At 65.5% G+C, this 12,826-nt stretch carries 12 protein-coding genes; 10 read left to right on the top strand and 2 right to left on the bottom strand.

The window, feature by feature from the left end; all coding sequences use genetic code 11:
* Window positions 1–87: 87 nt before the first annotated feature.
* The gene (locus tag WKW82_RS05480) at window positions 88–1,368 is read left to right on the top strand and encodes a porin (protein WP_340341237.1); all 1,281 of its coding nucleotides are present in this window, start codon (window positions 88–90) and stop codon (window positions 1,366–1,368) included.
* An 84-nt stretch (window positions 1,369–1,452) separates the two neighbouring features.
* On the opposite strand, the gene WKW82_RS05485 is transcribed toward WKW82_RS05480, so the two are convergent.
* Complete coding sequence (locus WKW82_RS05485) at window positions 1,453–2,391, bottom strand: LysR substrate-binding domain-containing protein (RefSeq protein ID WP_340341238.1); 939 nt, start codon at window positions 2,389–2,391, stop codon at window positions 1,453–1,455.
* 140 nt (window positions 2,392–2,531) lie between these two features.
* On the opposite strand from WKW82_RS05485, the gene WKW82_RS05490 reads away from it, so the two are divergent.
* The 7 genes from WKW82_RS05490 to WKW82_RS05520 are packed head-to-tail and all read left to right on the top strand — an operon-like array spanning window position 2,532 to window position 9,744.
* Window positions 2,532–3,482 carry a hydroxymethylglutaryl-CoA lyase gene (locus WKW82_RS05490; RefSeq protein WP_340341239.1) on the top strand — a complete coding sequence of 317 codons (951 nt, stop codon included), beginning with the start codon at window positions 2,532–2,534 and terminating at the stop codon, window positions 3,480–3,482.
* Between the two features lie 21 nt (window positions 3,483–3,503).
* On the top strand, window positions 3,504–4,658 hold the full coding sequence (locus WKW82_RS05495) for a CaiB/BaiF CoA transferase family protein (RefSeq protein WP_340341240.1): 1,155 nt from the start codon (window positions 3,504–3,506) through the stop codon (window positions 4,656–4,658).
* A 30-nt stretch (window positions 4,659–4,688) separates the two neighbouring features.
* A complete protein-coding gene (locus WKW82_RS05500; protein ID WP_340341241.1) occupies window positions 4,689–5,675 on the top strand; it encodes a Bug family tripartite tricarboxylate transporter substrate binding protein in 987 nt (328 codons plus the stop codon).
* A gap of 31 nt (window positions 5,676–5,706) precedes the next feature.
* Window positions 5,707–6,231, top strand: coding sequence for a gamma carbonic anhydrase family protein (locus tag WKW82_RS05505; RefSeq protein WP_340341242.1), 525 nt, complete (start codon window positions 5,707–5,709; stop codon window positions 6,229–6,231).
* 29 nt (window positions 6,232–6,260) lie between these two features.
* Window positions 6,261–7,346 (top strand): 4-hydroxyphenylpyruvate dioxygenase, encoded by a 1,086-nt coding sequence (gene hppD, locus WKW82_RS05510; RefSeq protein ID WP_340341243.1) that lies wholly within the window; start codon window positions 6,261–6,263, stop codon window positions 7,344–7,346.
* Window positions 7,347–7,353: 7 nt separating this feature from the next.
* Entirely contained in the window at window positions 7,354–8,628 is a 1,275-nt protein-coding gene (fahA, locus tag WKW82_RS05515) for a fumarylacetoacetase (protein WP_340341244.1), read from the top strand.
* A 51-nt stretch (window positions 8,629–8,679) separates the two neighbouring features.
* Complete coding sequence (locus WKW82_RS05520) at window positions 8,680–9,744, top strand: Ldh family oxidoreductase (protein WP_340341245.1); 1,065 nt, start codon at window positions 8,680–8,682, stop codon at window positions 9,742–9,744.
* A gap of 21 nt (window positions 9,745–9,765) precedes the next feature.
* Here the strand turns inward: WKW82_RS05520 and WKW82_RS05525 are convergent, their stop codons facing one another.
* Complete coding sequence (locus WKW82_RS05525) at window positions 9,766–10,695, bottom strand: LysR substrate-binding domain-containing protein (RefSeq protein WP_340341246.1); 930 nt, start codon at window positions 10,693–10,695, stop codon at window positions 9,766–9,768.
* Window positions 10,696–10,814: 119 nt separating this feature from the next.
* On the opposite strand from WKW82_RS05525, the gene WKW82_RS05530 reads away from it, so the two are divergent.
* Window positions 10,815–11,594: an enoyl-CoA hydratase/isomerase family protein gene (locus tag WKW82_RS05530; protein WP_340341247.1), complete on the top strand. Its 780-nt coding sequence runs from the start codon at window positions 10,815–10,817 to the stop codon at window positions 11,592–11,594.
* A complete protein-coding gene (locus tag WKW82_RS05535) occupies window positions 11,594–12,826 on the top strand; it encodes a CaiB/BaiF CoA transferase family protein (RefSeq protein ID WP_340341248.1) in 1,233 nt (410 codons plus the stop codon). The genes WKW82_RS05530 and WKW82_RS05535 overlap by 1 nt, the downstream gene beginning before the upstream one ends.

The following is a 12,826-nucleotide window of genomic DNA, read 5'->3' on the forward strand; positions in this document are numbered from 1 at the left end:
TGAACATTTCACGCACACGAGCCGCGCGTGGTGCCCGTCGCACGCGGGGCACTCGAACGCCCAAATCCACGTCACCGGAAAGTCTCCATGAAGAAAACCATCGCCGCGGCAGTCGCACTGGGATGCGCGACAGCCGCATCCGCGCAGTCATCCGTCACCTTGTTCGGCGCGCTGGACGTCGGCGTCAGCTACTACAGCAACCGGAGCACGTTCTACAACAACACGGCCCGCCCGATCACGCCCTTGGCAAGCGCATCCCGAAGCCAGACCGTCCTTTCCTCCAGCAACACCACGCCCAGCCGGCTCGGCTTCAGAGGCACTGAAGACCTGGGCGGAGGACTGGCGGCCGGGTTCTGGCTTGAAGCAGGGCTTGTCAACGACACGGGGACGGGCGCCGGCCCCGGCGGGACCATCGCGTTCAACCGGCGGTCCACGGTGAGCCTGTCCGGGCCTTTCGGCGAGGTGCGCTTGGGCCGGGACTTCACGCCGACCTACTGGAACGATCTCGTCTTCAGTGCCTTCGGTACCTTGGGCTCCGGCGGCAGCTTGTTGTCCTCGGTCGGCCGCAACCTGCAGGTCACGAAAGGGCCTGGCTCCGTGGTGGCAGCGACGGACAACTACCTGCAGACCAGCAACAGCATTGGCTATTTCCTGCCGGCCGACCTGGGCGGGTTCTATGGGCAGCTTCAATACGCGTTGCCAGAGAACGTCAAGCAGAGCAATGTGCCTGGCAGTCCGTCGACGAAGGGACGCTTTGCCGGCGGCCGCCTTGGCTATGCGTCAGGCGCGTTGGACGTTGCCGTGGCCTACGGCGAGAGCACGGCAGCGGACGGCATCACGGTGAATGCGGCCGGCGCTCCCACCGGGATCAACCTTCAAGAGAAGATCAAGACACTCAGCATCGGCGCCTCGTACAACTTCAGCGTCGTGAAGCTAATCGGTGAGCTGACGCAAATGCGCGACCAGTCCAGATCGGTTGTCCAGGCCAGCGGGCTCGCCACCCGCGAGAACGACAAGTACATCGGCGCACTCGTCGGCGTCAGCGTCCCCATCGGTGCTGGCCTGGTCAAGGCGTCCTACGCGCGGGTCAAGTTCGACAACGATCCCGGCACGAGCGCACCGTTTGCCACGCGCCAGGACGCTTCCACGCAAAAGGTCTCCGTCGGCTTTGACTACAACCTGTCCAAGCGCACGGCGCTCTACGCGACGGCGGGATACGTCCGTGTGAAGGACGGGCAGAACAATCCCGTGATCATGGGAGGCGCCACGGGAGGCACCGCGGGCTACCTGTCGACCGGCAATGGCGTTTCGGGCTATGCACCTCGCAGTTCGACCGGCTACGACGTTGGCATCAGGCATACGTTCTGAGACGAAACGGACACTGGCGCGTTCGTGACCATGGGTGTCAGTGTGTCGAGCCGGTGGGCAAGTGCCAGGACTGACACGCCGACGTCAAGCCTTCTTCGAGATCACCTTTCCGCCCTGGGAGCGTCCTTTCGACAGCGCTTCGAGATGCCCCACGAGCAGCTTCGCCGCAGGCGACAGCCGCTTCTCGTCCTGGAAGCAAAGCGCGAACTGCCGCTGGGCCCACTTGTCCGTGAGCATCGACACCTTGATGCCGAAGCTGCCCGCGACGGGCAGTGCCACTTCGCTCGGCACCACCGCAATGCCGAGGTTGGCGCGCACGCAGCGCAGTGACGCGTCGAAGGTGCTGACCACCGCGCGGTAGTTGATCGGCTTGCCGATGATCGCGGCAGCCCGTCCCAGCATGGTGTGCACCGCCGTCGAGGCAGGCAATCCGACGTGGTCGAAGTCCAGCGTCTGCTCGAAGGCGCAGCGCTTCAGGCGGGCGATGGGGTGCTTGGGATGGGCAATGATGGCCAGGTGGTCGTGGCGATAGGGGCGCGTCTGGAAGCCTTCGAGGTCCGCGGCATCCCAGCAGACGCCGAGCGGCGCAATGCCCTCGCGCAGCCCTCGCACCAGGTCGCGGCTCTGTGCTTCCTCGATGTCGATGCGAATGTCCCGGTGGGCCGGTTGTTGCAGGAAGTCGGCGATGTCGTCCGGGAGGAACTCCGCGATCGATGACACGGTGGCGAGCACCCTCACCTGCCCCCGGACGCCGGCGCCGTAGTCGGCCATGTCGCGCGCCACGCGGTCCGCGCTCGCCAGCATCGCGCGCGCATGCTCCAGCAGGATCTCTCCCGCTGCCGTCGGCGCCACGCCCCGTCGATGCCGCTCGATGAGCCTGTGGCCGGCGGCATCCTCCAACAGCAGCAATCGCTTGCTGATGGCCGACGCCACGATGTTGTGAAGCTCCGCCGCACGCGCGATGTTCCGCGATTCGCAGACGCTCACGAACATCCGCAGTGTGGTCAGGTCGAGGTCGCGCATCGCCGGTCTCCGGAAGGTCCAGACATTCCCGATTGGAACGTCGAGCGTTCCAATTTACCGCTTTTGAAAACGATCTGGAATCCCTAAAGTCCTGTTCATGGCGTCGCACACCGCGCCGACCGATCAGGAGACAACAACCCATGATTCCCTCGAACGCCCGCTTGCCACGCACCGCCGTCATCCGCGAAGTCGGGCTGCGTGATGGCCTCCAGAGCATCGCGACCATCCTGCCCACGGAACAAAAACGCGAATGGATTCGCGCCGCCCATGCAGCGGGCCAACGCGAGATCGAAGTGGGCTCCTTCGTGCCGGCGCGGCTGCTGCCGCAACTGGCGGACACCGGTGAGCTGGTCGCCTATGCCAAGACCCTCCCCGACCTCTTCGTTTCGGTGCTCGTGCCCAACCTGCGTGGTGCGGAAAGCGCGATCGCGGCCGAAGCCGACCTGATGATCGTGCCGCTCTCGGCCAGCCACACCCACAGCCTGGCCAACCTGCGCAAGACACCCGACGACGTCGTGGCCGAGGTCGCCAAGATCCGCGCCGCTCGCGATGCCGCCGGCTCGAAGACGCTCATTGAAGGCGGCGTCGGCACCGCCTTCGGTTGCACGCTGCAAGGCCATGTCGAGAAGAGCGAGGTGCTGCGCCTGATGCAGGCCCTGCTCGACGCCGGCGCCGATCGCGTCAGCATCGCGGACACCGTCGGCTATGCCGACCCGGGCATGGTGCGCGACCTGTTCGAGGAGGCTCTGCGTATCGCCGGCGACCGCTTCTGGTGCGGCCACTTCCACGACACGCGCGGCCTCGGCCTGGCCAACGTCTATGCGGCACTGGAAGTCGGTGTGAACCGCTTCGACGCCTGCCTGGCCGGCATCGGCGGCTGCCCGCACGCACCGGGCGCGAGCGGCAACGTCTCGACGGAAGACCTGGCCTACATGCTGGGCAGCATGGGCATCGCCAGCGGCATCGACATCGAGCAACTGTTGGCGCTGCGCAAGCAAGTCGCCGAATGGCTGCAAGGCGAAACGCTGCATGGCTCGCTCTGGCAAGCCGGCCTGCCCAAGACCTTCGGCCAATCCCTCGCCACCGCCTGACCACGAACAGAGACAAGCCACATGACAAGCACCACCGCCCCCCTTCCCCTCGCCGGCGTCCGCGTCCTCGAGTTCACCCACATGGTCATGGGCCCGACCTGCGGCATGATCCTGGCCGACCTCGGCGCGGAAGTCATCAAGGTTGAGCCGCCGGGCGGCGACAAGACGCGCAAGCTGCCGGGCCTGGGCATCGGCTTCTTCCGCTCCTTCAACCGCAACAAGAAGAGCGTCGTCATCGACATCGGCACCGAGGAAGGCCGTGAGACGGCTGCCGAACTGGCAGGCCAATGCGACGTGGTGCTGGAGAACTTCCGGCCCGGCCTGATGGAAGACTTCGGCCTCGACTACGCCACGCTGTCGAAGAAGTTCCCGCGCCTGATCTACGTGACGCACAAGGGCTTCCTGCCCGGCCCTTACGAAAAGCGGCTCGCGCTCGACGAAGTGGTTCAGATGATGGGCGGCCTGTCGTACATGACGGGTCCGGTCGGCCGCCCGCTGCGCGCCGGCACCTCGGTCAACGACATCATGGGCGGCATGTTCGGTGCCATCGGCGTGCTGGCTGCGCTGCGCGAACGCGAGCTGACTGGCAAGGGGCAGGAAGTGCAGAGCGCGCTGTTCGAGAACTGCGTGTTCCTCAGCTCGCAGCACATGCAGCAGTTCCTCATGACCGGCGAGCCGCCGCCGCCGATGCCATCGCGCGTGTCGGCCTGGAGCGTGTACGACGTGTTCACGCTGGCCGAAGGGCAGCAGCTTTTCATCGGCGCGGTGAGCGACAAGCAGTTCGTCACGTTGTGCAAGGTGCTGGAGCGTACCGACCTTCTTTCCTATCCCGGCTTCGGCGACAACGCGTCGCGCGTGGCGGTGCGGCCCGAACTGCTCGCCAAGCTGGCCGAGATTCTCATCAACCATCGCATCGACGAACTCTCGCCCAAGCTGGAAGCCGCCGGCATTCCCTACGCGCCGATCATGCGGCCCGAGCAACTCGTGAAAGACCCGCACCTCAAGCAAAGCGGCGGGCTGGTGCCCATGACGACGGAAGACGGTGGCGTGACCGACGTGGTGTTGCTGCCGCTGATGATGGGCGGCCGCCGCCCGGGAGTGCGCAGCGCCCTGCCCGGCATTGGCGAACACACGGAAGAGATCCTCGCTGGCCTCAAGAGCCACGTTCCCGCCTGACCCGAACTTCAAGAACCCGGAGACAAGAACATGACCTTCACGATTCATCGCCGCAGCCTCACCGCCCTCCTCGCCTCGCTGGCCTTCTGCGGCATCACCACCGCCGCCCACGCGGCCGACAAGGACAAGCCGCTTCGCGTGGTGCTCCCCGTGGGCGCCGGCTCGGGCGTCGACACCATCATGCGGGCGGCAGTGCCCTCGCTCACCAAGGCGCTGGACGGCCAGGCCGTCGTCATCGAGAACCTGCCGGGTGCGGGTGGCATCACCGGCGCGTCGGTCATCGTGCGCGCACCGGCCGACGGCCAGACCATCGGCGTCGTGTCGAACAACCATGTGGTGAACCCGAGCGTCTTCAAGAAGATGCCCTTCGACGCGATCAACGACATCACGCCGATCACGGTGGTCGGCGCGACGCCCTTCGTGCTGGTGGTCAACCCCTCCAAGGTGCCCGCGAAGAACGCGAAGGAACTGCAGGCCTTGCTGAAGGCCAAGCCGGATGGCTACAACTACGCATCGTCGGGCAACGGGACGATCCTGCACCTGGCCGGCGCCATGTTCATGGATGCGGCGGGTGTCGATGTTCGGCACGTTCCCTACAAGGGCGTCGGTCCGATGGTGGCTGACATCATGGGCGGACAGGTCGAGATGGGCGTGGTCGCGGTGCCGGCCGTGCAGGGCCAACTCAAGAGCGGTGCGCTGAAGGCGATCGGCGTCATGGGCAAGTCGCGCGTGGCCTCGCTGCCCGATGTGCCGACGATGGCCGAGCAAGGATTCCCGGGCGTGGACATCGCCGGCTGGTTTGCCGTGGTCGGTCCCGCCAAGCTGCCGCCTGCCGAGGTCAAGCGCCTGTACACCGCCGTCGTCGCTGCTTTCTCCACGCCGGAGACGAAGGAAGCCATGGCGAAGCAGGACAACATCATCAATCCGATGACGCCGGAAGCCTCGCTGGCATTCTTCAAGACCGAGCAGGAGCGCTACGCCCGCCTGGTCAAGAAGGCCAACGTCACCGCCGAGTGATCGACAGCTTCACGCGCACGAGACCACGACCATGACGCTCTATCAAATCGGCGCGCACGCGCCGCAAGTCCCGGCCTCCGCCTTCGTGGCGCCTGAAGCCACGTTGATCGGCCAGGTCAGGCTGGGCGAACGGGCCAGTGTCTGGTTCGGAGCCGTGGTCCGCGGCGACAACGAACCGATCGACATCGGCGATGCGAGCAACGTGCAGGAAGGCGCCGTGCTGCATGCCGACCCGGGCTTTCCGCTGCGCATCGAAGCCAACGTGACCATCGGGCATCAGGCGATGCTGCATGGCTGCACGATCGGCGAGGGCTCGCTGATCGGCATCCAGGCTGTCGTGTTGAACGGCGCCGTCATCGGCAAGAACTGCCTCGTCGGCGCCGGCGCGATCGTGACCGAGCGCAAGGTGTTTCCCGACCGCTCCTTGATCCTCGGCGCACCTGCCAAGGTGGCGCGGCAACTGACCGACGAAGACGTGGCGCGCCTGATGGCCAGCGCTGCCAACTACGCAGAGCGTGCCACGACCTATGTGGCAGAGCTTCAGCACATCGACTGACCTGAACTGCATAGAGGATTGGAGACCCCATGAATAATTTGTTCGACAACCCGATGGGCCTGCAAGGCTTCGAATTCGTGGAGTTCGCTTCGCCGGTGGAGAACACGCTCGAGCCCTTCTTCGAGATGCTCGGCTTCACGCTGGTGGCCAAGCACCGTTCCAAGGACGTGGTGCTCTACCGCCAGGGCGACATCAACTTCATCGTCAACCGCGAGCCGCACAGCCCCGCCGCCTACTTCGCAGCCGAGCACGGCCCCGCGGCCTGCGGCCTCGCCTTCCGCGTGAAGGATTCGCACAAGGCCTATGCCCGCGCCCTGGAACTCGGCGCCCAGCCGATCGAGATCGCCACCGGCCCGATGGAACTGCGCCTGCCGGCCATCAAGGGCATCGGCGGCGCGCCGCTGTACCTGATCGACCGCTATGAAGACGGCAAGTCGATCTATGACATCGACTTCGAGTTCATCGAAGGCGTGGACCGCCATCCGCCGGGCGTCGGCTTGAAGGTCATCGACCACCTGACCCACAACGTCTACCGCGGCCGCATGACCTTCTGGGCCAGCTTCTACGAGAAGCTGTTCAACTTCCGCGAGATCCGCTACTTCGACATCCAGGGCGAGTACACGGGCCTGACTTCCAAGGCGCTGACCGCGCCGGACGGCAAGATCCGCATCCCCCTGAACGAGGAATCGTCGAAGGGCTCGGGCCAGATCGAAGAGTTCCTGATGAAGTTCAACGGCGAGGGTATCCAGCACATCGCGCTGTTGAGCGACAACCTCATCGATACCATCGACCAGCTTGGACTGGCGGGCATTCCGCTGCTGACCGCGCCGAACGACATCTACTACGAGATGCTGGAAACGCGCCTGCCGGGCCATGGCGAGTCGATCCCTGAGCTACAGGCGCGCGGCATCCTGCTGGATGGCACGACCGAAGGCGGCCAGCCGCGTTTGCTGCTGCAAATCTTCTCGGAGACGGTGTTCGGCGGCCCGGTGTTCTTCGAGTTCATCCAGCGCAAGGGCGACTACAGCGACGGCTTCGGCGAAGGCAACTTCAAGGCGCTGTTCCAGTCGATCGAGCGCGACCAGGTGCGCCGCGGCGTGCTGCAGGCCGATTGAGCCCGCGATGACAACGAACGTCGATGGCACACACGATGCGACGCTGACAAGCTGCCTTGATTCGGCCAACGACCCGGCCACGGACTTCCCGATCCAGAACCTGCCCTTCGGCCGCTATCGCAGCGAGGAGGATGGCGCATGGAGCGTCGGCGTGGCCATCGGCGACCAGGTGCTGGACCTGCGCCGCGCCGGCGTCGTGCAGAACTCGCAGATGAACCAGTTGATGCGCCTGCCACGCGATGCACGCCAGGCCATACGCGAGGCCATCTCGGAGGGCCTGCGTCGCGGGAGCCCGCAAGAGAAGCCCTTCCGCTCCGCGCTGATCGCGCAGACGGAAGTGCAGATGGGCTTGCCCTGCGAGATCGGCGACTACACCGACTTCTACACGAGCGTCCACCACGCCACCACGGTCGGCAAGCAGTTCCGTCCCGACAACCCGCTGCTGCCGAACTACAAGTGGGTGCCGATCGGCTATCACGGCCGCGCATCGTCCATCTGCGTCAGCGGCAACAGCTTTGCGCGGCCGGTTGGCCAGACCAAGGCACCCAACTCGGACATCCCCGCCTTCGGTCCCTGCGCCCGCCTGGACTACGAACTCGAGATCGGGGTCTTCATCTCGCGCCCGAACATCCTTGGCGAGCGCATCCCCATGGCCGCTGCGGAGGACCATGTCTTCGGCATCGCACTCTTCAACGACTGGAGCGCGCGCGACATCCAGGGATGGGAGTACCAGCCGCTCGGGCCGTTCCTGTCGAAGAACTTCGCGAGCACGCTGTCGCCGTGGATGGTGACGCTGGAGGCGTTGGCACCCTACCGCAAGGCCTTCACCCGGCCCGAAGGCGATCCGCAACCCCTGCCCTACCTCGACTCGCCTGCGAACCGCGCCATGGGCGCGATCGACATCGAACTCGAAGTCTGGCTGCAGACGCCAGCGATGCAGAAGGCCGGCTCCGCCGGAGAGCGATTGATGCGCTCGAACTACGCCGACGCCTACTGGACAGTCGCGCAGATGGTGGCGCACCACACGGTCAATGGCTGCAACCTTCGCGCCGGCGACCTGTTCGGCTCCGGCACTCTGTCCGGGCCGGACGCAGGACAAGGCGGCTCGCTGCTGGAACTCAGCGATGGTGGCAAGCGGCCGATCCGGTTGGCCAACGGCGAGACGCGGACCTTCCTGGAAGACGGCGACACGGTGATCCTGCGCGGCTACTGCCAGCGCGAAGGCTTCCGGCGCATCGGCTTTGGCGAGTGTCGCGGCACGGTGTTGCCTGCGCGGCCTTGACGGATGCATGGTGCCGACGGTCCCAGTGGTGCACAAGAAGCAATCCCTTCGATGAGCGCGCTCCCGCAGCCCGGAAGATTCGATTACGCGCCGCTGCTGGCATGGACCATCGGCGTCCTGATCAATGAAGGCGTTGATGGCGACGCGGCATGCATTGCGGCCAACGTGCTCGTTCGGACCAGCCTTCGCGGCATCGACACCCACGGTCTCTCGCGATTGCCGCTTTATGTGGAGAAACTGAAGTCGGGCGAAGTCAACGCCCAGCCCGATATCCGGATTGAGATGCGCGACGGGATGATGTATTGCCACGGCGATGGCGGCCTTGGCCAGGTTGTGCTTCCCTTTGCGTTGGAGCGTGTGCTGCTTGCCGCTCGAACGACTGCGCTGGTCGCGTGCCGCATCGAGTCGACGGGCCATCTCGGCGCACTTGGGACCTTGGTGCTACCGGCCGCAGAACAGGGCTTTCTTGCGATCCTCTGCCAGCGCACGCCACCTATCATGGCGTTGCCGGGATCGACCGCGCCTGCGATCGGCAATAACCCCATTGCGTTCGCTTGTCCTGTGGACGGCCGTGCGCCCCTCGTCTTCGACATGGCGCACAGCGTCGTTGCACGAGGCCATGTCATGCAGGCCTTGCGCGAAGGGCGGGATGCGATCCCGGGCGACTGGGCCCTCGGTCCTGATGGCGCACCCACCACTGATCCGGGCCTGGCCTTGCGGGGTGCGATGCAACCCATTGCGGGCCACAAAGGCATGGGACTCGCCATGCTGGTGGAGTGCCTGGCCGGCAGCATGAATGGTGTGATGCCGCCCGAGAATTCGCCTGAGGGCCACAGCAAGGGCTCCGCGTCCAACGTCAGCGCATTCCTGGTGGTCATCAACCCGGCACTCGTCATTGGCGAGCGTGCGTTCAATGAAAGCATCGACGCATGGCTGCAGAACTACTTGCAAGCATCGGGACCGAATGCGCGCTACCCTGGTCAACGTCAGGCAGCGTGCGAAGCGCTTCGCCGCAACGAGGGCATCCCTGTGCCCGACGGCCTGCTCGCGGAGTTGCAGGCCACGGGGAGACTGGCTCGACACCCTTTCAAGCTTGCGACTATCCCGTTGCCTTGACTCGGCGATGCGAAGCCCACGCTACGCGTCCGCAAGCCATCGCCCATTCCACTTTCCGGTCTCGATCGCCTCACGCATCAAGCGCTCGACCAGGGCATGGACATGCTCCGCCGCACGCGTCGGCGCGAACAGCCGCGAGGTGCTGAGGTAGACCGTACGCGTCAGCGCCCCGCCTTCCAGCGCGATCGCATCCAGCTCGCCTTTCTGAAGCCGATCTTCCAGCGCACAGGACGGCAGCACCGAGAAGCCGAGCCCGGCCTGCACCGCATCGATGAGCAGGCCAGGCGCATTGATCTCCGCGATCATCTGCGGCTTCAACCCTTGAGCAGCCCAGATGCGCTCGATCTCCTCGCGAATTCCGTTGGGCCGACTGAGCAGCAACAGCGGCATCCCGGCCGCCTCGGTGAGCGTCATCGCATCGCGGCCGACCAGCGTGCCCTTGGCGCCCACCAGCAACAGCGGTTCGGCCACGACCTTCTTCATGATGAGGCCGCCATCCGTCGTATTGTCGAAGAGCACTGCAAGGTCCAGCTTTCCCTGGGCGAGCAGCGTGGCCAGCATGGAACTCGGTCCTTCGGTGATTTCGAGCCGCACGGACTTCAGCGAATCACGCACCTCGCGCACCAGCGACAAACCCATCACCGACGTCACGGTCCACGGCAGACCGACCGCCACCGGACCGGCCGGCCCGATGTCCGCTTGCGACGCAATCAACTGCGTGGCTTCGATCTGCTTGAGGATGAGTTGCGCCTGCCGATAGACGGCGACGCCCGCGTCGGTGGGCGTGACGCCACGCACGCTGCGGGTCAGCAGCTTGGTGCCGAGTTCTTCCTCCAGATGGCTGATCTGCAGGCTCAGTGCCGGCTGCGCCACGTGCAACGACTGGGATGCGCGGGACACGCTTCCCACCTCGACGATGCGCACGAAGTACTTGAGCTGACGCAATTCCAAGGCACGGTCTCCACAGGGTTGTCCCGAACATACCGCCAATGTATGGCGGTAGCCCCCATCGGTATTTTTCAAGCCGGCCGCGCGGTCCCAGACTTCAGTCATTCAAAGGAGACCAGCGCGTGAGCGGAAACATCATTGTGGAGCGTGAAGGACACGTCGCCACCATCACCATCGACAACGCAGCCAAGCGCAACGCCATGAGCCAGGCGATGTGGATCGCGATGGGCGACGCCGTGTTGGCGCTGTCCGAAGAGCGCGATCTTCGTTGCCTGGTGCTGCGCGGCGCCGGCACCGAGGCCTTCGGCAGCGGTGCCGACATCGACGAATTCGAGCAGGTCCGCTCGACCAAGGAACAGGGCATCGCCTTCGGCAAGCACGGTCATCGGGCCATGCATGCGGTGCGCGATTGCCCGATCCCCACCGTCGCAGCCATCCGTGGCGTGTGCGTGGGTGGCGGGCTTGAACTGGCCGCGGGCTGCGACTTCCGCATCACCAGCGAGGATGGTCGCTTCGGCGTGCCCATCGCACGTTTGGGCGCCGTGCTGGCCTACCCCGAGCTCGAAGGCCTGGTGCGCCTCGCCGGTCCGCAAGTCGCGCTCGAATTGCTGCTCGAAGGCCGCGTCATCGGCGCCGCCGAGGCTTATGCCAAGGGCATCGTCAACCGCGTCGTCCCTCCGGCGCAGTACGACGAAGAACTGAAGAAGACCATTGCCCGCATCGTCGCTGGCGCCCCGCTGTCGGCGCGCTGGCACAAGCAGTTCGTCGCGCGCCTGCGCCTGTCCACGCCCTTGACGGACGCGGAGCAGCAGGAAGGCTACGCCTGCTACGACACCCAGGATTTCATCGAGGGCTACCAAAGCTTCCTCGCCAAGCGTCCCCCTGCATTCGAAGGAAAGTGATGACTGAAAAGAGAAAAGGCCCGCTCGCTGGGCTGCGCGTGGTCGAACTCGCGCATGTGATGGCTGGCCCGGTCGGCGGCCTGCTGCTGGCCGACATGGGCGCCGATGTGGTGAAGGTCGAGAAGCTGCCGGGCGGCGATGACACACGCCGCACCGTGCCGCCGGAGATCCACGGCGAATCCGCGTCCTTCATGATCCTCAACCGCAACAAGCGGGGCGTGGCTGTCGATCTCAAGAGTGCTGAAGGACAGGCCATGGTGCGCCGGATGATCGACAAGGCCGATGTCGTGCTGGAGAACTACCGGCCCGGCACGATGGAGAAGATGGGACTCTCGTTCGACAAGCTGCGTGAAACGAATCCTGGCCTTGTCTACTGCAAGATCACCGGATTCGGCATCACCGGCCCTTATGCGCAGCGCGCGGGCTACGACCTGATCTCGCAAGGCATGTCGGGACTCATGGGGCTCACTGGTGAAGGCCCCGGCCGGCCGCCGGTCAAGGTCGGCGTGCCGGTCGGCGACGTGACGGCGGGCATCCTGGCGGCGACCGGCATCCTCGCCGCCTACATCGAGCGCCTTCGCACCGGCGAAGGCCAGTACATCGACACCTCGCTGCTCGAAGCCTCGCTCGTGCACACCTACTGGCCCGTCGCCCTCGCCTTTGCCACCGGGCAGTCGGCAGGACCGATGGGCTCGGCCCACCCCGTCGCGGCGCCCTACCAGGCCTTTCCGACGAAGGACGGCTGGCTCAACATCGGCGCGATGAGCCAGGCCACATGGATCGGCACCTGCAAGGCACTGGGCCTGCCGGACATGGCCACCGATCCCCGCTTCGCCACCAACGGCGCACGCATGAATCACCTCGAAGAACTCGTCGAAACCATGTCCGCAGTGCTGCGCACACGCGGCACCGACGAGTGGGTGACGGTGTTCGAGACGGCCGGCGTTCCAGCCGGCCCGGTCAAGAACATGAAGCAGGTGCTGGATGACCCGCAGACTCGCGCACGCGACATGGTCATCCGCGTCGACCACCCCGTGGCCGGCGAGATCGATGCGCTCGGTCTGCCGATCAAGTTCTCCAACGGTAATGGCGTGACGCGTCGCGGCGCACCCTTGTACGGACAGCACACGGCCGAAGTGATGCGCGAACTCGGCTATGCAGCGAGCGACATCGACCGGCTTGCCGACGCCGGCGTGGTGCACCTGCATCGTGAACTGCAGGCCACAGCCTGA

The organism is Variovorax rhizosphaerae (genome assembly GCF_037889975.1).
Lineage (GTDB): Bacteria > Pseudomonadota > Gammaproteobacteria > Burkholderiales > Burkholderiaceae_C > Variovorax > Variovorax rhizosphaerae.

What these genes read in the sequence shown, in the direction of transcription:
- WKW82_RS05480 (WP_340341237.1), top strand. Translation starts at nt 88, where the DNA reads ATGAAGAAAACCATCGCCGCGGCAGTCGCACTGGGATGCGCGACAGCC.
- WKW82_RS05485 (WP_340341238.1), bottom strand. Translation starts at nt 2,391, where the DNA reads ATGCGCGACCTCGACCTGACCACACTGCGGATGTTCGTGAGCGTCTGC.
- WKW82_RS05490 (WP_340341239.1), top strand. Translation starts at nt 2,532, where the DNA reads ATGATTCCCTCGAACGCCCGCTTGCCACGCACCGCCGTCATCCGCGAA.
- WKW82_RS05495 (WP_340341240.1), top strand. Translation starts at nt 3,504, where the DNA reads ATGACAAGCACCACCGCCCCCCTTCCCCTCGCCGGCGTCCGCGTCCTC.
- WKW82_RS05500 (WP_340341241.1), top strand. Translation starts at nt 4,689, where the DNA reads ATGACCTTCACGATTCATCGCCGCAGCCTCACCGCCCTCCTCGCCTCG.
- WKW82_RS05505 (WP_340341242.1), top strand. Translation starts at nt 5,707, where the DNA reads ATGACGCTCTATCAAATCGGCGCGCACGCGCCGCAAGTCCCGGCCTCC.
- hppD (WP_340341243.1), top strand. Translation starts at nt 6,261, where the DNA reads ATGAATAATTTGTTCGACAACCCGATGGGCCTGCAAGGCTTCGAATTC.
- fahA (WP_340341244.1), top strand. Translation starts at nt 7,354, where the DNA reads ATGACAACGAACGTCGATGGCACACACGATGCGACGCTGACAAGCTGC.
- WKW82_RS05520 (WP_340341245.1), top strand. Translation starts at nt 8,680, where the DNA reads ATGAGCGCGCTCCCGCAGCCCGGAAGATTCGATTACGCGCCGCTGCTG.
- WKW82_RS05535 (WP_340341248.1), top strand. Translation starts at nt 11,594, where the DNA reads ATGACTGAAAAGAGAAAAGGCCCGCTCGCTGGGCTGCGCGTGGTCGAA.